The organism is Streptomyces sp. NBC_01017 (assembly GCF_045162795.1).
Lineage (GTDB): Bacteria > Actinomycetota > Actinomycetes > Streptomycetales > Streptomycetaceae > Streptomyces > Streptomyces machairae.
In genome coordinates this window covers 6,210,660-6,230,170 of record NZ_CP108683.1, presented here as the reverse complement: position 1 = coordinate 6,230,170, position 19,511 = coordinate 6,210,660, and the positions used below count along the sequence as shown (strand labels likewise).

Here is a 19,511-nt window from a genome sequence, read left to right as displayed (position 1 = left end):
GCTTCACCGGGTGGTCAGCGATCAGGAGACGCTTGGAGGGGGGTAAGGGTTGTACGTGAGTTCGGGCCGCTCTTGAGGCGGCTGCGGCGTTCGAATCCTGCCGGGGGGATCGAGAAAGGGCCACGAACAGCCCACCCGCCGCCACGGTCGAGGGTGACGTACATCCCTCCACGCAGCCCCTTCGGTGGCGCGCCACGCGGTGAAAGGGGAGGCTGGAGGCAGGGGTACGTGAGGGAGAGGCACCCCATGGCCGAGACCGGCGCAGACCACAAGGCTAAGACACCGTTCCTTTCCCGCCCCGGTGTCCGCCGCCTCATACCGTTCGCTCTGATCACCGCGATCGCTCTGGTCTTCATCTTCGAGAACCGCGCGAGCGTCAAGATCCGCCTTCTCATCCCGGAGGTGACCATGCCGCTGTGGGGTGCCCTTTTGATCGCCTGGGGCCTCGGCATGCTGGCCTGCGCCTTTACTCTGCGTCGGCGCCCGAAGCGGCACTCACGACAGCCGCGGTGAGTTCCTGCGCCGCCCGCGCGTCGGAGCGGAATGCCATGGGCCCGGGCCGAATGCCTTGCGGCGGCCGAGCGGTCGTACGGAGCGGAAGTCGCCGATGGCCGCAGGTGAGGGTCTCGTCGGTGCGCGGGTGTTGCACGGATGGCCCGCCCCGAAGTGCCTGGTGGGCCCGAGCCGCTTAGCGTCGTCGTGCGCACCCCGCGCGGACCGCAGCGCGGCGCGGCGAGTGAGAGGCAACTTCATGGCAGTCGTGATGACCTTCGTCTGGCCCGAGATCACGCCCGAGTTGTACGACGCGGTGCGCAAGAGGGTGCGCTGGGAAGAGGACTCCCCGGACGGGTGCGTGTTGCACGTGGCGTGGTTCGCGGCCGACGGCTTCCACGCTCTCGACATCTGGGAGTCGGAGGAGCACTTCACCCGGTTCATCGCCAGCCGGATCGAACCTGTACTCAAGGGCGAGCTGGGGGTGAAGAGCGACCCCCAGCCGGAGTTCTTCCCGCTGCACAGGCGCTTCGTCGCCCCGGGCGTCAGCGGCGCTGCCTGACGCCCGCGTCAGCGAACTCCGTCCACTCTCGCGTGCCAGGGCCCGGCCTTCGTCGCTGTGCGAGGACCCCGGCGCACGAAGCGGCGCCCGTCCGCTGACGACGTTGCGGTCGCTGCCGCCCGCCGAGTGCCCCACGCCCCTGGGACGAAGGGAAACAGAACAGCGATGACGGACGGTGGGCGGAAGCCGAACAGGATCGGGGTGGACCGGTCGGAGGGGTTCGGCGAACGGCTGCTGGGTGTGCTGCTGGACCGGGCGCACGAGATGCCGCCGGATTTGATCGCCCCACTCGTCGCGGAAGAGGTGGCCAGGGTCGGGGGGCGGGAGGTCTCCATCCTCCTCCAGGACTACGAACAGGTGCTGCTGGTGCCGCTGCCGGGCCGGAGGCTGCGGGTCGGCGGGCCCGAGCCGGTCGAGAACTCCCCGGCCGGCGAGGCGTTCCTGGGCCGCAGAACGGTAGAGGTGCCGCAGGACGGCAGTGTGCGGATGTACCTGCCGCTGCTGGACGGCAGCGACCAGATCGGGGCGATGGCCGTCACCCTGGACACGGTCGATGACGACGACCGGCGGTTGCTCCGCAGGCTCGCCGGTCTGGTCGCGGACATGATCGTCACCAAGGACGCCTACACCGACCTGTTCTTCCAGGCCCGTCGCAGCGCCCCGATGAGCGTGGCCGCGGAGATTCAGTGGTCGTTGCTGCCCCCGCTGTCGATGACCGTTCCGCAGGTCGAGGTGGCCGGAATCCTGGAGCCCGCCTACGACGTGGCCGGCGACAGCTTCGACTACGCCCTCAACGGCGACATCCTTCACGTGGCCATGCTCGACGCGATGGGCCACGGGCTGGATGCGGCGACCATGGCGACGGTGGCCGTCGGTGCCTATCGACACACGCGACGGGCGCATACCGATCTGTCCCAGGTGTACGCCTTCATGGACAGGGCCATCAACGACCAGTTCGGCCCCGACCACTTCGTCACCGCGCAGATGATGGTGCTGAACATCGCCACAGGCGGGCTGCATTGGGTCAACGCCGGACACCCGGCTCCGCTCCTGATCCGTGACCGCGCCGTGGTGGACCGGCTGGAGAGCCCGACCACGTTGCCGGTCGGCTTCGGCGGTGAGGAGCCGGTGGTCAGCGAGCGGATGCTGCAACCCGGCGACCGGTTGCTGTGCTTCACCGACGGCCTGATCGAGGAGCACCAGGCGGGCGGGGAACAGTTCGGTGAGGAGCAGCTCGTCGAGTGGACCAACCGGATCCTCCGCGAGCGCACCCAGGTGCGGGCGGTGGTGCGAGCGCTCTCCCACGCCCTGAAACACGAACGTGGCGGGACCACGAGCGACGACGCGACCATCTTCCTCATCGAGTGGCGAGGCGGCGACGCCGATCATCTCGCCGCCCTCGATTGAGCCCGCGATTTCCAATGAGCCGTGCGGGAACAGCCCCCTCGGAGTGATCTCCGAGGGGGCTGACGCGTGCTCCGGGGACAGCCGGTCAGGCGACGTTCAGTACTGCTAGTACTGCTCCGTCTCCACGAAACCCGCGTCCGCGTTGTCGTCCGCGCCGAAGGCGTCCGCGGCGGCGGTCGGGTCGAATCCGGGCGGGCTGTCCTTGAGGCCCAGACCCAGGCCGGCCAGCTTCGCCTTGACCTCGTCGATGGACTTCGCACCGAAGTTGCGGATGTCCATCAGGTCGGCCTCGGAACGCGCCAGGAGTTCACCCACCGAGTGGACGCCCTCACGCTTGAGGCAGTTGTACGAGCGGACCGTGAGCTCGAGCTCCTCGATCGGCAGCGCCAGATCGGCGGCAAGGGCGGCGTCCGTGGGGGACGGGCCCATGTCGATGCCCTCGGCGTCGATGTTCAGCTCGCGGGCGAGACCGAACAGCTCGACCAGGGTCTTACCGGCCGACGCCATGGCGTCACGCGGACGCATCGCCTGCTTGGTCTCGACATCGACGATCAGCTTGTCGAAGTCGGTCCGCTGCTCGACACGCGTCGCCTCGACCTTGTACGTGACCTTCAGGACCGGCGAGTAGATCGAGTCGACCGGGATACGGCCGATCTCCTGGCCGACCTGCTTGTTCTGCACCGCGGAGACGTAGCCGCGACCGCGCTCGACGGTCAGCTCCATCTCCAGCTTGCCCTTGCCGTTGAGCGTGGCGAGGACCAGGTCGGGGTTGTGCACCTCGACACCGGCCGGGGGCGCGATGTCGGCGGCGGTGACCAGACCCGGACCCTGCTTGCGCAGGTACATCACGACAGGCTCGTCGTGCTCCGAGGAGACGACCAGCTGCTTGATGTTGAGGATCAGGTCGGTGACGTCCTCCTTGACGCCCGGCACGGTGGTGAACTCGTGCAGGACACCGTCGACACGGATCGACGTGACCGCCGCACCCGGGATCGAGGACAGGAGCGTACGACGCAGGGAGTTGCCGAGGGTGTAACCGAAGCCCGGCTCCAGCGGCTCGATCACGAACCGGGAGCGGAACTCGTCAACGACCTCTTCGGTCAGTGATGGACGCTGAGCAATCAGCACGAGGTATTGCCTCCAGTATGTGGCGCCCGTTATGTGACGCCGTAGACACCACGAAGGGTACGGCCGGATCGGCCCTTCTGCTGGCCGGTCGGCGGGCCCGGCTCCTGCTGGAGTCGAATCCGACGGTCAGCCACACCTGCCCGTGACGGTCGACCGACGGCACAGTTCGATTTCTTTACGGGTGGGGCGGCTGGGGTCGACGACCGTCTGCGCCCCCCTGATCAGCCCTCCTGATGAGCCCCCTTGATCAGCCCACCTGTCCATTGTTTCAGATCACCGGGTACGGAATCCCCTGGTCAGCGGCATTGAGCTCCGTCTCGTCCCAAAGGTGATCACCGCCGTCCGGGGTCGTGCCGGGCATTGGACGCGGACAGGGGCAGCGAAGGGGATGCCGGTAGGTCCATACTGGGGGCAATGACAAAGCCTGCTGCCCCGAAGCGTCACTTGCCCACCAGCCCCTTCAAGGCCCCGGTCGCGCCTGCTCCCAAGCATTTCGCCGTGGGCGACAAGGTCACCCACGACATGTACGGCCTCGGTCGTGTGATCGGTATCGAGGCCGGAATCGCGGCGCTCGTCGATTTCGGATCCACGCCGATACGGATCTTGAGCCCGTACGCCAAGATGACCAAGCTGTAGAACCGCTGTGCCCGGTCACGGCACAACAGGTCCCTTCGGGGACCTGTGACGAAGGAGAGACCTCTCATAGAACTGACCTCGCTGTTCTCCGCTCCGGAAGGGCAGCCCCGCCGTTCCGCCGCGGCATCGCCGCCTCCGGCGACGAACCCCTTCCAGGCCCCCGACTTCGGGGAGGACGAGACCTTCCTGTTCGAGGATGCTGAGGAAGTCGCCTCAGACATGCGTGCCACCCGAACCAAGGCGGCCTAGCTCCCAAGGGTGACGGTGGTTTCGAACAGGCGATGGATGGAGCCGATCCGCCGACGGGTCGCCGCGGCGTAGCGATTCACTGGGCGTAGCGATTCACTGGTCGTCGCCCGCCTCCAGCCCCTCCGCCTCCCCCGCAGCCCCTTCCGCCCGCCGCCGAGCCTCGCGGAGTCGTCGGTCGGCCGCGCGGGCGTCGCTGCGGGCCTCCTGTTCGGCGGTGCGGGCCTGTTGATGTTCGGTTTTGGCGTGTTGTAGCTCGGCAGTCAGTTCGGCGACGCGTTGCTGGGTCTCGTCGAGGTGCTTCTTCGCTGCGAAGGCCTGGCGCGTCGCCGTTGCCGTCTCGTCCTCCTGGGCTCGGAGTTCTCGTGCGGCCTTGTCGGCGTCCTTGCGGGCCTGGGTGAGACGGCGGCGGCGTTCCTTGCCGGCCTTGGTGTCGCGAGAGGTGGGCCGGCGAGTGCGTGACTCGGCGGCCGGAGACGGTGGGGTGCGGTGGGCGCTCGCGAGGGCCGCCACCGCCGGGAAGTCGGTCGCCGAACTGAAGGGCTTGGTGAGTCTGCCGCTCGCCCATTCGCGGGCCGCCTCGGGGTCCGCGAGGGCGGCGTGCAGGGTGCTCTCGACCTCATGGCGGGCGGCGTCGCTGATCGGGTGGCCCGCCTGAGCGGCGAGTTGTCCGGCCTGTCGGGACAGCTCACCGATCAGGATCCGTTGCTGTCGGCTGAGTTCGCGCAGTTGCGCTCCGTCCAGGTTCTGGTGGGCCTGTCGGAGGCCTTTGCCGAGGCGGAGCAGCGGTTCGACCTCACTGCGGCGTTCGCGGACCAGCAGGTTGCTGGCCCAGGCCGACAGGCTCGGGCGGCGCAGTTTGCCGATCTCGGTGGCCAGGGCGCGGTCGCCGGCCGTGCGCGCCGCGGCCGCTCGTGCGGCGCGGGTGGGGATGAACTCCTCCGGTCGCAGGCCGTACAGCTCGTCGGCGACAGTGTCCAGGTCCACGTCCTGGTCCCGCTCCATCGGCATCCCTCTCTGCGTCCCTCGCCGCGTCACAGAGGTCAACAGGACCCGTGTCGATTTTCGCACCTTTGGTGCTGATTTGCGGCGCCGGCCGACCGGTGGGCCCAGGCACGGCAGGCACCCGCAGGGCAGCCACCGGCACGGCCGGGTCCGTCACGTCACTTCCAGGCGCGGTCCGCGAAGTCGGCGATCAGCGGGGCGATCTCCCCCAGGTGGGTCTCCAGGGCGAAGTGGCCGGTGTCGAGGAGGTGGAGTTCGGCGTCGGGGAGGTCGCGGAGGTAGGCGCGGGCGCCCAGCTCGGTGAAGAAGGGGTCGTGGGCACCCCAGGTGATGAGAGTGGGCGGGGTGTGGCGGCGCAGCCAGGCGTGCCAGGTGTCGTAGCGCTCGACGTTGGAGTGGTAGTCGAAGAGCAGGGCCTGCTGGGCATCCTTGCGGCCGGGCTGGTCCAGGAAGTGCTGGTCCAGGGTCCAGCCGTCCGGGGCGACCAGGTCAGGGGTGGCGACGCCGGTCTCGTACTGGCCGCGGGTGGTGTCGAGGGTGAGCACGTCCTGGATGGCGTCGTGGGCGCCGGGCGTCTGCGGGGTCAGGCTTAGCAGGTCGCGGGCCATGTCGGAGAGGCCGTCCACGTAGGCGTTGCCGTTCTGGACCACCAGTCCCGCTATCCACTCGGGGTGGCGTTCGGCGATGCGGAAGCCCACGGGCGCACCGAAGTCGAAGACGTACATCACGAAGCGGTCCAGGCCCAGGCGCTGGATGAAGCCCTCGGTGATGTCGGCGAGCCTGTCGAACGAGTACGTGAAGTCGTCGGGGGCCCGGGTGTGGCCGGAGCCGGGGTAGTCCGGGGCGATCAGCCGGTAGTCCGCGCCGAGGGCGTCGATGAGGCCGCGGAACTGGTGGGAAGCGGACGGGAAGCCGTGCAGGAGGAGCAGTACGGGGGCATCGGGGCGGTCGGGGAGGGATTCCCGGTAGAAGACGCGGACTCCCTCGATCTCCAGGTGGCGATGGACGGTGCGGGCGGTTGCAGCAAGCATGTCTGACCCCTGCCTAGTCGCTTCTTGCCTAATTGTTTCTTTGCCTATCGATGCATTAGGTGCACCTCCGGTATAACCCCGACTCGGCTAACGCGTCAACCCGTCTGTGTACCATTAGCCGTATGAGCGATCCCGTACCGCTGACCGGAGAACCCCTGGCCCTGGACCTGGTCAACACCCGCACGGCCGTCGGCGACCTGCTGACCACGCCGAGCGAACTGCGGGCCTGGTGGGAGCTCCAGGCCGACCGTCTCCCGGAGGACGTACCGCGGGAAGGCGCCGGCGTCACCGCCGCCGACCTGGCCGCGGTACTCGCCGTACGGGAGCACACCGCCCGCGCCCTCGGCCATGTCCGCCGGGGCGAGCAGCCCCCGGCCGCCGACCTGGCGGCACTCAACGACGCGCAGCGTGCCGCGCCGGCGATCCACGAGCTGGCCTGGGACGGGTCGGCGGTGGTCGCGACGCAGCGGCGCGAGGGGGCGCCGGGACTACGGCTGGCGGCCCGCCTCGCCGAGGCCGCCGCCGAACTGCTGGCCGATCCGGCGGTCGCCAGGATCCGCAAGTGCGAGGCCGACGACTGCGTGATGGTCTTCCTGCCCACCCATCCGCGCCGCCGCTGGTGCTCGGCCGCCCGCTGCGGCAACCGGGTGCGCGTCGCCCGCCACTACCAGCGCCACAAGACCGGGTAGACCGGGTGGACAGGGCGGAGCACCGTGCCTCAGAGCTTGCGCCCCACCCCGCAGTACGCGTCGACCGCCGCCGTCGCCGGGTCCGTCGGGCCCTGGGTGTCGGGGCGCCACTCGGGGACCTGGACGATGCCGGGGTCCACCAGGTCGAGGCCGTCGAAGTAGGCGGCGATCTCGCCGATGCTGCGTACGTGGTACGGCACGGCGCCGCTCGCGTTGTACGCCTCCGACGCGGCGATCATGCCTTCGCTGGTGGCCGTGCTGTCGCTGATCACGAGGTGGCTGCCCGAGGGCAGACCGGCCAGAAGCCGGCGTACCAGGTCGCACGCCTGGTCGTGGTCGGTGACATGGCCGAGGGTGTTGAGGATCATCAGGGCGACCGGGCGGGAGAGGTCGAGCGTGGCGCCGGCGGCTTCCAGGACGGCCTCGGGGTAGTACAGGTCGGCGTCCAGGAACGCCGTCACGCCCTCTGGGGTGCTGGTCAGCAGGGCGCTCGCGTGGCCCAGCACGACGGGGTCGTTGTCGACGTACGCGATCCTGGCGTCCGGGGCCACACGCTGGGCGACCTGGTGGGTGTTGCCGGCGGTCGGCAGGCCGGTGCCGACGTCCAGGAACTGCCGTATGCCCACCTCGCCGGCCAGGTGGCGTACGGCGCGGCCCAGGAAGTGGCGGCTGGTGACGGCCACGTCGGCCAGCCCCGGGAAGATCTTCTTGATCTCGTCCCCGACCTGCCGGTCGACCTCGTAGTGGTCCTCGCCGCCGACGAAGTAGTTCCAGAAGCGGGCCGAGTGCGGTTTGGTGGTGTCGGCTGGCACGGGGGCCTCCTGCGGGGTGGGTAAGGACGTCGCCGGTGATTCAAACAGCAACCAACGTAGGTCAACTCGCCCTGCATATACGGAAGTTGACCAGATACACCTCACGCGCCGTGAAGTTTTGGCCACACCCCGGCCGCCGCCCCTCACTGATCCAGATACGCCAGCACAGCCAGCACCCGCCGATTGTCGGCGTCCGCCTGCAGCAACCCCAGCTTGCCGAAGATGTTCCCGATGTGCTTCGCGACGGCCTTCTCCGAGATGAACAGGCCTTGTGCGATCCCCGCGTTGGAGCGCCCCTGGGCCACCCACTCCAGGACCTCGCGCTCGCGCTCGGAGAGGCTGCCCACGGCCTCGTCGCGCTCCTTGCGGACCAGGAGCTTGGAGATCACCTCGGCGTCCATCGCGGTGCCGCCGTCGGCCACCCGGCGGATCGAGTCCAGGAACTGGGCGCCGTTGGTGACCCGGTCCTTCAGCATGTAGCCGACGCCCCGGCCGCCCCCGGCCAGCAACTCACGGGCGTACAGCGGCTCCACGTACTGCGAGAGCAGCAGGACCGGCAGATCCGGCATCCGCTCACGGGCCGCCAGCACCGCGCGCAGGCCCTCGTCGGTGAACGTCGGCGGGAGCCGGACGTCGACCACCGCGACGTCCGGCCGCTCGCTGACGAGCGCGTCCAGCAGGTCCGTACCGTTGTCCACGGCGGCGACGACTTCGTGGCCGTGGGCGCCGAGCAGGCGGATGAGTCCGTCCCTCAGGAGGAAGTGGTCTTCGGCGAGGGCAATACGCACGGCAGCTCCATCGTCACCATGGTCGGTCCGTTCACGGGGCTGCTCACGGCCAGCACCCCGTCGAAGGTGGCGAGCCGGCGTTCGATACCCCGCAGGCCGCTGCCGCGCGAGGCGTCGGCGCCGCCCTGCCCGTCGTCGGTGACGGTGATGCGCAGCATCCCGTGATCGTAACGGAGTTCGATCCAGGCCCGGTCGGCGCCGGCGTGCTTGGCGACGTTGGTGAGGATCTCCGAGACGGCGAAGTACGCGGCGGACTCGACCGGCATCTCGGGGCGGCCCGGCAGGTCGACCGCGACCTCGGTGCGGACCGGGCAGACCATCGCCAACGCCCGTACCGCGTCGGCGAGTCCGCGGTCGGCGAGGACCGGCGGGTGGATGCCGCGGACCAGGTTGCGCAGTTCCTCCAGTGCCTTGGAGGAGGACTCACGGGCCTCGATGAGCAGCGCGCGGACCGCCTCGGGGTTGGTCTCCAGCAGGTGTTCGGCGGCGTTCAGGGTCATGCCCATCGCCACCAGGCGGGCCTGGGCGCCGTCGTGCAGGTCGCGTTCGATACGGCGGATCTCGGCCATCTGCGTGTCGACGGCGTCGGAGCGGGTGGCGGCCAGGTGCTGGATGCGGCCGGCCATCAGCTCGCTCTCGCTCGGGGCGAGCATCGCGCGGGTGTACAGGGCGTGCCGGCGCACCGCCCGCGGCGCCGCCCACAGGGCCAGCGGCAGTTGCAGGAAGCCGAGGACTCCGGCGAGTACGGCGGTGGCCCGGCCCTCGATCGGGATGAAGTGGTACCACAGGCCGTCCCACTCGGCGGACAGCCCGACACCGAAGAAGGCGAGGAAGACGCCCCACGCCCCGCTGAGGACCAGGGCGATCGGGAAGAAGGCGAAGAACGCGCCGGCCAGCGGGTCGGTCAGCACCCAGACGTACTCCCGCCGGGTCTGCGGGTCGCTCATGATCCACCGGTAGCGGCCGGTCAGCCCGGAGGCGCCCTCGGGTGCGGGCGGCAGCGGGCCGGGCGGGCCCGGGATGTCTACGCCGGACCAGCGCAGCGCCAGTTCGCGCCGGCGGGCGGCGAGGTTGCGCACGCCCTCCATGGCCCTCGGCACCATGCCGAGGCCGGGTCCCACCAGCCATATCGCCCCGGACACCGCCAGGGACCTGCCGAAGGCCGCCGACGCCGTCCAGCACAGGGCCAGGGCGTGTCGCAGCCCCACCAGTCCTGCCGCTACGGAGAACCCCCTGATCTTGTCGGGGATTCCGTCCGGGACGTGGTCCGGCGGGCGGTGCACCCCGACCTGTGTCGTGGGGTCCATACGACTCGCTCCTCTCCGCTGTCCGTTCGCTACGGGGTCCGTAGCGCCCGTGACCTCATTCTTGCGGCGGTCGGGGTGCGAAGTCGGTGGAAAAAACTCCCCTCTTGGGCCGCCGGCCCGCCACCACCGGCCCGCCCTCCCTCGCCTCCCGCAGGCTCGCGCCCACCAGCGCCAGCGTCACCGCGACCGACGCCGCCGCCATCACCGTCATCCCCGTGGCCGGAGAGGTCAGTTGGGCCGCCGCCCCGGCCAGCACCGCGCTCACCCCCTGCATCGTGAGCATCCCGGCGGAGTGCAACCCCAGGGCGTGGCCGGCGAGTTCGTCGGGTGTCACCGCCATCAGCCGCTCCTGCTGGACCAGGCTCGCCCCGAAGCCGACCGAGGCGAGGGCGACCGCGACGGCGGCGACGGGCAGCGACGGGCGCAGGAAGAACAGGAGATAGGGCGTGGCCAGCAGCAACAGCAGCGGTACGCCGAGGCGGGCGCGCAGGTCCTTCGGGAGGAACCGGCCGACCGTGATGTCACCGACGAACATCCCGAACGCCGCGCACGCGAACAGCGTGCCGGCGGCGTGCGGGGCGTAGGAGACGTACAGGGACTCGCAGCCGACGACCAGGCCGTTGGGGATCCACAGGGCGAGGTACAGGTGGCGGCGAGGGCGGGAGGACCACAGCAGGGCGTTGGTGCGCCAGGTCGCGGAGACGGAGGGGCGGCCCTCGGCGCGGGGCGCGCGACGGGTCAGGCCGAGGCGGGTGACCAGGGCCGCCGCGGCGTACAGGGCCGCGGCGACGAGCAGCGTGGCCCCCGGGGACAGCAGGGCGACCAGCGCACCGCCCGTCGCATAGCCGGTGATCTGCATCAGGCCGCTCATCATGTTGAAGACGGACCGGCCCATCAGGTAGCCGTCCTTGGCGAGGACCTCGTTCAGCAGCCCCCACCGCACCCCGCCGCCCAGCGAGGCGATCAGGCCCAGCAGCAGGATCAGGGCGAACAGCGCCCAGATCGGCGCACCCGGCGTCGCCATCGCCGCCGTACCCAGGGCGTACGACAGCGCGATGCCCGTCAGTGCCGCGCGGGGCGCGAGCCGGTCCGCCGCCGAGAGCAGGGTCGTGGCACCCACCACCTGGGCCAGCTGCGGGCAGAACATGCTGACCGCCGCCAGCAGGGGTGATGCGGTCGCCGCGTACACCAGCGTGCCGATGGCCAGCCCGCCGACGGTGGAGGCGGCCGTGTGCAGGGCGGAGGCGAGGAAGAGTGGTGTGAACTCCGGTGTGCGGAAGAGCTGTCGGTAGCTGCGCATGCGCGGAGTCTGCGCAGCTGCGGAATCCGGTCGTTATTGTTTCGCGGAGACGCGAAAGGTGGGGATGGCCGATGGGCTGGTGGCAGATCAACGCCGACACCCTGGCCGGCAGCCGGTTCCTGATCTCGCCGCTCGCCGAGACCTTCGCCGCGCTGAAGCTGCTGCACTCGGGGACCGCCGCCCATCCCGGCGAACGCGCCTGGCTGGACACCCACCGTCCCGCCCACCGGGCCCGCCTGGCCGCCGACCCGGTCACCGCGCACCTCGTCCGCGCCGGGCTCGGGAAGGACTGGATCGCCGACTTCCTCACCCCGACCCCGAGGGACGGCGAGACCTTCGAGGAGGGCGTGGCACGGGTGCGCGCGGCGGACCCCCGCAAGGCCCGCGCCCACCTCGCCGTCTCCCTCGCCGGCCCCCTCCCCGCCGCACTGGACCGCGACGACCTGCCGGACCGCGCCGCCGCGCTCATCGAGTACGTCTGGACCGAGACCGTACGGCCGGACTGGGACCGGCGCCGGCGCGTCCTGGAGGCCGACGTGGTCGCCCGGACCGCGCAGGTGAGCCGGGGCGGCTGGGCGGCCGTACTGGACTCGCTGCGGCCCGGGCGCACCCGCTGGCTCGGTGACAGCCGGCTCCAGGTGAACCTGCACGAGTATCCGCCCCGCGAGATCTCCGGCGCCGCGCTCGTCTTCGTGCCGGTCACGCCGAAGGGCGGCTGGGTGTCCTGGGAGGCGCCCGAGCGGTACGCCGTGGTCTACCCCTGTGCGGGCGCGCTCACCGACCCCGGCGCCCGGAGCGTCCCCGCGAGCCTCGGCGCGCTGCTCGGGCCCGCACGCGCGGCGGTCCTGGTCCTCCTCGACGCCCCGCTCAGCACCACCCAGCTGGTCGCGGTGACCGGGCAGGGGCTGGGCTCGGTCGGACGGCATGTGCGGGTACTGCTGGACGCCGGGCTGGTGGAGCGGCGGCGGTCGGGGCGGTCGGTGCTGTACGAGCGGACGGCGGCGGGGGACGTGCTCGTCGAGGCCCGGCACCGGCCCGACACGTACCGGAGTTAGCATCCGTTTCATGACGACCACTGACAGCAGCTCCCCCCTCGACGTCGACATCGACACCCTCCAGGGCGGCACCGCCGATCTCGCCCAGTACGCGGGCAAGGCCGTGCTCATCGTGAACGTGGCCTCCAAGTGCGGCCTGACCCCGCAGTACTCCGGCCTGGAGAAGCTCCAGGCGCAGTACGCGGAGCGCGGCTTCACCGTGCTCGGCGTGCCCTGCAACCAGTTCCTCGGGCAGGAGCCCGGCAGCGCCGAGGAGATCGCCGAGTTCTGCTCGGCGACGTACGGCGTGACCTTCCCGATGACCGAGAAGGCCGAGGTGAACGGGGAGGGCCGGCACCCGCTGTACGAGCGTCTCGTCGGCTTCGCGGACGCCGAGGGGCACACCGGGGACATCCGCTGGAATTTCGAGAAGTTCCTGATCGGGCGCGACGGCAAGGTCGTCGCCCGCTTCTCGCCGCAGACCGAGCCGGAGGCGGCGGAGGTCGTGGCCGCGGTGGAGTCCGCGATCAAGTAACACGGGTTGACCTTGCCCCTGGGGCAGAGCCGAGCGTCCTTGTCGCCGGGCGGAACAAGCCGCCCGGTGACGGAGGATGAGGCCGTGGACGACGAACTGCTCACCATCGGCGCGTTCGCCGCGCGGGCCAGGCTGTCGGCCAAGGCCCTGCGGCTGTACGACCGCCTCGCACTGCTGGCCCCGGCGCACGTCGACGAGGCCAGCGGCTACCGCTACTACCGCGCCGACCAGGTCGAGCGTGCCCGTCTGGTGGCGCTGCTGCGCCAGCTGGACATGCCGCTCGCCCGGATCGCGGAGATCGTCGAGGCGCCGGACGGTGCCGCGGCGGCCGCCCGGCTCGACGCGTACTGGGCGGATGTCGAGGCGCGGGTGGCGGGGCAGCGGACGCTGGCCGAGTACCTCCGTGGACGGCTGTCGGGGAGGAGCTCCGAGATGTACGGGAAGTTCGTGGTCGAGACGGTTGAGGTGCCCGAGCAGGTACTGATCACCGAGATGCGGCATGTGCTGGCAAGCGAGTTGCCGGCGTGGATCGGGGCGTCGCTGGGCCGGCTGGAGTCGGCGGCGCACGAGTGCGGCGGCGTCACGGCGCCACCGTTCGTCGTCTACCACTCCGACGTGTCGATGGAGAGCGACGGGCCGGCCGAGTCGTGCGTGCCGGTGGCCGACGAGGCGGCGGCCCGGGCGTGGCTCGAGAAGCAGGGCCGGACGCGGGAGACGACGGTACGGGTGGAGCCGGCCCACCGGCTCGCCTTCACCCGGATCACCAAGGCGCAGGTGGCCCATCCGCAGATCCTGGCCGCCTTCGAGGCGGTGGAGGAGTGGATGGCGAAGGAGGGGCTGTGGCAGGCGGGCCCGTGCCGCGAGGTGTACTTCGTGGAGGACTGGGACGGTGCCGGGGCACAGGACCCGGTGTGCGATGTGGCGTTCCCGGTGAGGTGATCCGGCCGGCCCACGGGTGAGGGCACGGCCGAGCCCTCTCGGCAAGGACGGCGGGCTGGTCGAGAGGGCTCTTCCTGTGGTGCTTGTGCAGTTGTCGATCGTGCGGTCGGTTGAGGGGTGAGGATCAGCTAGACCCGCCCCTTACGCCTTGACCGACGCCACGAAGGTGTTCCACGCGTCCGCGGGGAACGCCAGGACCGGGCCCTCGGGAACCTTGGAGTCCCGTACCGCCATGGCCGCAGCGACCGGTGACTTGACCTCGACGCACGCGCCGTTCCCTGTGGAGTACGAGGACTTGGTCCACGTGTCCGTGGCACCCTGACGAATTGCCATGTTTGCTCCGAATTGCCAGATGTTGAGTTGCTGTCACCGCACTGCGCGTCCAGAAGGACCCGCAGCGCGATTCGCGCCAACGGTGTTGCTCGGTGGCGTGATCGACGCTACTCGCCAACATCGGCCGACGAAGCGACTATTCACTCGGCTGGGTGGCATATTCCATTGGAGTCTTCCGCCCCGGCTTGGGGACGGTGTACCGTACGGCGCTTCTCAACGCGCGTACTCCTTGGCGATGTCCGCGATGAACTGCCGTGACTGCTCCACGTTCAGGGCCTGCGCCCTCAGGTGCTCGTACATCACGCTGTACTTCTGGACGTCGTTCGCCTTCTCCAGGTACAGGTCACTGGTGACGCCCTCGATGTAGACGACGCTGGAATCGGCCGCGTCCGGGAACTCGAGGATCGCGTACTGCCCGTTGAGGCCCGGGTGGGCACCCATGTCGAAGGGGATCACCTGCACGGTGACGTGCGGCAGCTGGGACTGCTCGACGAGCTGCTCCAACTGGTCGCGCATGAGGGAGCGGTTGCCGACGACGCGGCGCAGGGCGGCCTCGTCCAGGACGGTCCACAGCCGGAGCGGGTTCTCCTCGGTGGAGATTCGTTCCTGTCGGCGCATCCGCACCTGGACCCGCTTCTCGATCTCGGTCTGGGCCGTCTCCGGCAACGCCCCGGCGATCAGGGCCTCCGCATACTGCTTCGTCTGCAACAGCCCCGGCACGACCTGCGGGTCGTACACCCGCAGACTCGCGGCGTCCGTCTCCAGCCCGATGTAGACGCTGTAGGGGATGTCGCCGAACGAGTGCCACCATCCTTGCTGCCGCGAATCCTTGGCCATCTGCATCAGGGAGTCGACGATCCGGTGGTCCTCCACCTCATAGACCCCGCACAGATCGCGGACGTCTCGCTGGCTGATGCTGCGCCGGCCGTTCTCCAGCCGGCTGATCTTCGACTGCGACACCAGCAGCCGTTCGGCCACTTCTTCGGCCGTCATGCCCTTGAGCTCGCGGAGCCTGCGCAGCTCCTGGCCCAGCCGGCGTCGCCTGACGGTGGGATTGACATTGGACGCCACGGGACGTGCACCTCCGGCTGCGTGCCTGTGATTGCCACTTTGCGTATCTGCTGTTGAGCAGACTGCCACCAAGGTGCTTACTACCGCTGGGAAACGGTGGATATGCGCTGCATACACGCCAGTTCGCCAAGATCCCCGCACATGCGGCCGCGCGGGGCGGCGGGACCGATGCCGTCGTCCGGGCATACGGTCCCGTCACCCCGCGCGGACCAGCGGCTCCCGAACCGGTCTCGGTGACTGCGGTGCGGCGCTGCACGTGGCGTGCGAGTTCGATCGCGTGAAGCGTGGTCGTACGTGGTCGTACGTGGCGGTGCGTGGCGGTGCGTGGTCGAGCAGCCGGGCGTACAGCCCGGGTGATTCGGTGGTGCGGGTCGCGGAGCTGCGGCTCAGTGCGCCACGACACGCGCCATGGATCCGCGGCGCGGCTGCACCGGAACGCCGCGGGCGGGTTCCGCTGCGACCCTGCCTCCGGGGGCGGCCTGACGGCCGGCCGGGGCCGGGCTGCGACGTGGCTGTGCCGCCGCACCGTTCTGGACGTCCATCACGGCGTGCGCGACGAGACCGCCCATGGGGTCGTGTCTGATCAGGTCCCTGAGCCGGGACCGGGACGAGCGTCCCTCGTTCCCCGGGTACAGGTGCTTGCCGAGGCCGACCGCGTGGGCCAGTGCGGCGAGCGCCGCGGTCCGTGGGTCCGGCGGTACGCCGGTACGGATCGCGGAATCCAGCCGGGCCCTGATCTCCCGGCTGATGGCGTTGTCCGTCGCCTGGTAGCGAGTCGTCGGCAACACCCCGCACATCTGACCGGCCACGGCATGCACCATGCCGCACCGCTCCAGATGCGAGAGGTAGGTCTGGCGCAGCCCGAGACGCGGCCCGCCAATCCAGTGGACGGCACGCACGGGAGCGCCACGCCTTCGCAGCAACTCCAACGCACAGTCCAGTGTTGGATCTCCAGTCGGCCGTGGGGCTACCACGGCGATACGATCCCCGTCTGGGGCTATCCGTCCGGCCAGCGCCAGCTCCACTAGCTGTGCTCCGGCCAGACCGAGGTCGAGCGACTGCGGCTGTGCGGTGGTACCCGTGGCCGGGTCCAACGCCAGCAGCAGAAGCTCCTCCGGAATTGTTCTGCGGCTCCTGCCCATCCATGCCTCCCCGCGTGGATGAAAGACAGGGTGACCCCTCTCACATTCATCTGTCGAGGGTGCGTGACCAGTTCGTAAGGGAACCGGTAGGTATGTCGTTCTCGTCTACCGGATGAGTTGAGTGCCGCGCACAGGACACTGGTACATGGTTCGGACAGCGGCACGGGGGGTCGTACGGGCACGGTGTCCGAGTGACGGCTCACTGTTCGGACGCCGCACGGAGGCCGTGCGGCGGCACATGGAGGAGGCATCGGTGGCGGGCGAGTCCCCCGACAGGTCGAAGCAGCGCGAGTCGTCGGCAGAACCGACGTCGGGGAGCGCGGTCCCGGTTCCCGAACCCGAGGGGCCCAGCCGGGAGGACGCCGGCGAACGACGCGACCCACGCCTCGCAGTGGCCCGCGAAGCCACAGCGCCGCGCGGCGGCGTCGATACGGCAACGAGGGTCCTGTCCCGCCAGGAACTGGACGCGGTGAAAACGCGGCTGGAGGAGGCGGGAGGCACCGCCGAGGACGCTGAGGGCGGGGACGCTACGGCGGACAGCACCGAGGGCGGGGACGCGACGGCGGACGACGCCAAGAGCGAGGACGCGACGGCCGACAGCACCGAGAGCACGGACACCCCGGCCGACGACGCCGAGGGCACGGACGCCACGGCCGACGACGCCAAGAGCGAAGCCGCGACGGCCGACAGCACCGAGGGCACGGACACTTCGGCCGACGACGCCGAGGGCACGGACGCCACGGCGGATGACGCCGGGGGCGAGGACGCTACGGCGGACGGCGCCGAGGGCACGGACACCCCGGCCGACAGCACCGAGGGCACGGACGCCACGGCCGACAGCACCGAGGGCACGGACGCCACGGCCGACGACCCCCGCGAGGCGGGGTCGGTGGCTGGAGACCAGGAGGCGGAGACCGAGTCCTCGACCGCCACGGGCACGGTGAGTGACGGCGCCGAGGATGCGGAGGCCGCGGCCGGGAACGCCGAGGGCGCCGATGCCGAGAACGCGAAAGCGGAGGCTGACGACGCAGGGAGCGCGGAGGACAGCTCCGAGGGCGCCGACGCGGCAGACGCCGATGGCAAGGCCGAGGACGCCGTCGACGAGGCCGATTCCGGCACGCCCGCCGAGGGTGACGACCGGCTGAGGGCCGCTGTGGCGGCTTGGGTGGCCTCCTCGGACGCCGACGAGGCCGAGGGTGAGGCCGAGGCGGCTTCGCAGGGCGAGACCGCCGCAGACGCCGACGGCAGCGCCGAGGACGCCGGCTCGGACGACTCCCGCGAGGCCGCCGAGGGCAATACGCCTGACGACACCGACACCGACACCGACGACGCACCCGCAGCCGCCGACGGCGAGGACACCCCCCAGGGGCCACCCGCAGTCGGCGACGAGAGCCGCACGGGTGGTGCGGGTGGGAGCACGAAGGGCGAAGGCGAAGCCGAGGACGCACTCGCCCCCAAAGCCAAGCCCGTCGATCAGCCCACCGCCGTCTTCAAGACCGTACGCCCGGCCAAGCAGCCCCCGGTGGACCAGCCCACCACCACGCTGAAGGCCCCCGCGCCGGAGACCCCCTCCGAGCGCACCAGCAAGTTCGTCGCACTCAAGCCCGACATCAAGCCGGACGCCCCCAAGCCCCCGGCCGCGCCCCCGGCCCCGGCCCCGGCCAGGACCTCGGAAACGCCGAAGGCCCCCGCAGCGGACGCCACCGCCGTAGTCCCCCAGATCGGCCCCGAGCGCACCACCCAGCAACCCCTGCCCCCGAGGCCCCCGCTCGACCTGCTCGCCGAGCTGACGAACACGCCGCCGCCCCCGGACACCCCGGTCCGCACGGCCATCCGGCGGGTCAAGATCTGGACGCCGCTGGTCCTGCTGCTCGCGATCGTCTTCGCGGTCGTGCAGAACGTACGCCCGCTCCCGGCGCCCACCCTCGACCTCACCGCGAAGGACAGCTACACGTTCGAGGGCGGCAAGGTCGACATCCCCTGGCCCGCCGAGGGCCAGGCCGCGCTGGACGTCGACGGCATCGGCAGCTTCGGCTCCTCCGGTGAGCAGAAGCCCGTCCCGATCGCCAGCGTCGCCAAGGTCATGACGGCGTATCTCATCCTGCGCGACCACCCGCTCGAAAGCGGTGACGAGGGCCCGAAGATCAAGATCGACCAGGCCGCCGAGGACCAGTCCGACGCGGGCCAGGAGTCGACCGTCAAGGTGACCGCCGGCGACCAGATCACCCAGCGCGAGGCCCTGGAGAGCATCCTGATCGCATCCGCGAACAACGTGGCCCGCCTGCTGGCCCGTTGGGACGCCGGTTCGGAGAAGGCCTTCGTCGAGAAGATGAACGCCGCCGCCGAGGGCCTCGGCATGACGAACACGACGTACACCGACCCGTCCGGGCTGAACAACACCACCGTGAGCACGGCCGTGGACCAGGTGAAGCTGGCCAAGGCGGCGATGAAGTACCCCGCCTTCCGCGAGGTCGCCGCGATGATGTCGTACGACGACTACAAGGGCGAGAACCACGGCAACTGGAACCAGTTGGTCGGCAGGAACAACGTCGTCGGCATCAAGACCGGCACCACCACCTCCGCCCTCGGCAACCTCGTGTTCGCGGCGAAGAAGGAGATCGGCGGCGAGACCCGGACCGTCATCGGCGCCGTGGTGCGCCAGCCGGACGCGGGCAGCGGCATCCTCGCCGCCGCTCTCGACTCGGGCGACCAGCTCATCCGCGCCGCGCAGGACACGCTGGAGTCGGCGACGATCCTGAAGAAGGGCGATGTCGTCGGGTACGTCGACGACGGCCTCGGCGGCCGCACCCCGGTCGTCGCCACCAAGGACGTCAAGGCGGTCGGCTGGTCCGGGCTGAAGGTGAAGCTGACCTTCGCGCCCGACAAGGTCCCGCACACCGCGACGGCCGGCACCAAGGTGGGCACGCTCACCGTGGGTGACGGCAGCAGCGGCGCGGTCAAGATCCCGGTCGCCCTCCAGTCGGACCTCACCGAACCGGGCTTCACGGACAAGCTGACCCGCATCACCTGACCCGGGGGCGACACCACGGCACC

General features: G+C 70.5%; 20 protein-coding genes. 10 read left to right on the top strand and 10 right to left on the bottom strand.

The genetic code is table 11. The annotated features are described in order from the left end of the window. The first annotated feature begins 246 nt into the window (after positions 1–246). The 3 genes from OG331_RS28650 (at position 247) to OG331_RS28640 (ending at position 2,461) form a co-directional block, all read left to right on the top strand. The gene (locus tag OG331_RS28650) at positions 247–513 is read left to right on the top strand and encodes a hypothetical protein (RefSeq protein ID WP_406201352.1); all 267 of its coding nucleotides are present in this window, start codon (positions 247–249) and stop codon (positions 511–513) included. Positions 514–751: 238 nt separating this feature from the next. Then, on the top strand, positions 752–1,054 hold the full coding sequence (locus tag OG331_RS28645) for a hypothetical protein (RefSeq protein ID WP_406201349.1): 303 nt from the start codon (positions 752–754) through the stop codon (positions 1,052–1,054). A gap of 165 nt (positions 1,055–1,219) precedes the next feature. After that, positions 1,220–2,461 (top strand): PP2C family protein-serine/threonine phosphatase, encoded by a 1,242-nt coding sequence (locus tag OG331_RS28640; RefSeq protein ID WP_406201346.1) that lies wholly within the window; start codon positions 1,220–1,222, stop codon positions 2,459–2,461. A gap of 105 nt (positions 2,462–2,566) precedes the next feature. On the opposite strand, the gene OG331_RS28635 is transcribed toward OG331_RS28640, so the two are convergent. Further along, the gene (locus OG331_RS28635; RefSeq protein WP_328881043.1) at positions 2,567–3,589 is read right to left on the bottom strand and encodes a DNA-directed RNA polymerase subunit alpha; all 1,023 of its coding nucleotides are present in this window, start codon (positions 3,587–3,589) and stop codon (positions 2,567–2,569) included. Between the two features lie 414 nt (positions 3,590–4,003). Between OG331_RS28635 and OG331_RS28630 the strand changes: the two genes are divergently transcribed. Continuing rightward, positions 4,004–4,225: a hypothetical protein gene (locus tag OG331_RS28630; protein WP_328881042.1), complete on the top strand. Its 222-nt coding sequence runs from the start codon at positions 4,004–4,006 to the stop codon at positions 4,223–4,225. A gap of 45 nt (positions 4,226–4,270) precedes the next feature. Next, positions 4,271–4,474 carry a hypothetical protein gene (locus OG331_RS28625; RefSeq protein ID WP_406201343.1) on the top strand — a complete coding sequence of 68 codons (204 nt, stop codon included), beginning with the start codon at positions 4,271–4,273 and terminating at the stop codon, positions 4,472–4,474. Between the two features lie 93 nt (positions 4,475–4,567). On the opposite strand, the gene OG331_RS28620 is transcribed toward OG331_RS28625, so the two are convergent. Together OG331_RS28620 and OG331_RS28615 are read right to left on the bottom strand one after the other, a co-directional pair. After that, complete coding sequence (locus OG331_RS28620; RefSeq protein WP_406201340.1) at positions 4,568–5,482, bottom strand: hypothetical protein; 915 nt, start codon at positions 5,480–5,482, stop codon at positions 4,568–4,570. Between the two features lie 152 nt (positions 5,483–5,634). After that, a complete protein-coding gene (locus OG331_RS28615) occupies positions 5,635–6,507 on the bottom strand; it encodes an alpha/beta fold hydrolase (protein WP_406201337.1) in 873 nt (290 codons plus the stop codon). Positions 6,508–6,629: 122 nt separating this feature from the next. Here OG331_RS28615 and OG331_RS28610 point away from each other — a divergent pair, with 122 nt between their 5' ends. Continuing rightward, the gene (locus tag OG331_RS28610; protein WP_406201334.1) at positions 6,630–7,196 is read left to right on the top strand and encodes a CGNR zinc finger domain-containing protein; all 567 of its coding nucleotides are present in this window, start codon (positions 6,630–6,632) and stop codon (positions 7,194–7,196) included. A 29-nt stretch (positions 7,197–7,225) separates the two neighbouring features. Here the strand turns inward: OG331_RS28610 and OG331_RS28605 are convergent, their stop codons facing one another. From OG331_RS28605 to OG331_RS28590, 4 genes are all read right to left on the bottom strand, one after another. Then, positions 7,226–8,008, bottom strand: coding sequence for an SAM-dependent methyltransferase (locus tag OG331_RS28605; protein WP_406201332.1), 783 nt, complete (start codon positions 8,006–8,008; stop codon positions 7,226–7,228). Between the two features lie 143 nt (positions 8,009–8,151). Continuing rightward, entirely contained in the window at positions 8,152–8,796 is a 645-nt protein-coding gene (locus OG331_RS28600) for a LuxR C-terminal-related transcriptional regulator (protein ID WP_406201329.1), read from the bottom strand. Beyond that, complete coding sequence (locus tag OG331_RS28595; RefSeq protein ID WP_406201326.1) at positions 8,760–10,103, bottom strand: histidine kinase; 1,344 nt, start codon at positions 10,101–10,103, stop codon at positions 8,760–8,762. The genes OG331_RS28600 and OG331_RS28595 overlap by 37 nt, the downstream gene beginning before the upstream one ends. A gap of 55 nt (positions 10,104–10,158) precedes the next feature. Continuing rightward, a complete protein-coding gene (locus OG331_RS28590) occupies positions 10,159–11,403 on the bottom strand; it encodes an MFS transporter (protein WP_406201323.1) in 1,245 nt (414 codons plus the stop codon). A 71-nt stretch (positions 11,404–11,474) separates the two neighbouring features. Between OG331_RS28590 and OG331_RS28585 the strand changes: the two genes are divergently transcribed. The 3 genes from OG331_RS28585 to OG331_RS28575 all read left to right on the top strand — a co-directional run bounded on the left by OG331_RS28585 (position 11,475) and on the right by OG331_RS28575 (position 13,911). Next, a complete protein-coding gene (locus OG331_RS28585) occupies positions 11,475–12,458 on the top strand; it encodes an ArsR/SmtB family transcription factor (protein ID WP_406201321.1) in 984 nt (327 codons plus the stop codon). A 10-nt stretch (positions 12,459–12,468) separates the two neighbouring features. Next, on the top strand, positions 12,469–12,972 hold the full coding sequence (locus tag OG331_RS28580; protein WP_406201318.1) for a glutathione peroxidase: 504 nt from the start codon (positions 12,469–12,471) through the stop codon (positions 12,970–12,972). 66 nt (positions 12,973–13,038) lie between these two features. Beyond that, positions 13,039–13,911 carry a MerR family transcriptional regulator gene (locus OG331_RS28575; RefSeq protein ID WP_406201315.1) on the top strand — a complete coding sequence of 291 codons (873 nt, stop codon included), beginning with the start codon at positions 13,039–13,041 and terminating at the stop codon, positions 13,909–13,911. A 141-nt stretch (positions 13,912–14,052) separates the two neighbouring features. Here the strand turns inward: OG331_RS28575 and OG331_RS28570 are convergent, their stop codons facing one another. The 3 genes from OG331_RS28570 to OG331_RS28560 form a co-directional block, all read right to left on the bottom strand. Further along, the gene (locus OG331_RS28570) at positions 14,053–14,244 is read right to left on the bottom strand and encodes a DUF397 domain-containing protein (protein ID WP_004000436.1); all 192 of its coding nucleotides are present in this window, start codon (positions 14,242–14,244) and stop codon (positions 14,053–14,055) included. A 213-nt stretch (positions 14,245–14,457) separates the two neighbouring features. Continuing rightward, positions 14,458–15,315, bottom strand: a complete 858-nt coding sequence (locus OG331_RS28565) for a helix-turn-helix transcriptional regulator (protein ID WP_147999839.1) — start codon at positions 15,313–15,315, stop codon at positions 14,458–14,460. A 386-nt stretch (positions 15,316–15,701) separates the two neighbouring features. After that, on the bottom strand, positions 15,702–16,457 hold the full coding sequence (locus OG331_RS28560; RefSeq protein ID WP_406201311.1) for a GPP34 family phosphoprotein: 756 nt from the start codon (positions 16,455–16,457) through the stop codon (positions 15,702–15,704). A gap of 253 nt (positions 16,458–16,710) precedes the next feature. Here OG331_RS28560 and OG331_RS28555 point away from each other — a divergent pair, with 253 nt between their 5' ends. Continuing rightward, entirely contained in the window at positions 16,711–19,488 is a 2,778-nt protein-coding gene (locus OG331_RS28555; protein ID WP_406201308.1) for a D-alanyl-D-alanine carboxypeptidase, read from the top strand. The last annotated feature ends 23 nt before the right edge of the window (positions 19,489–19,511 follow it).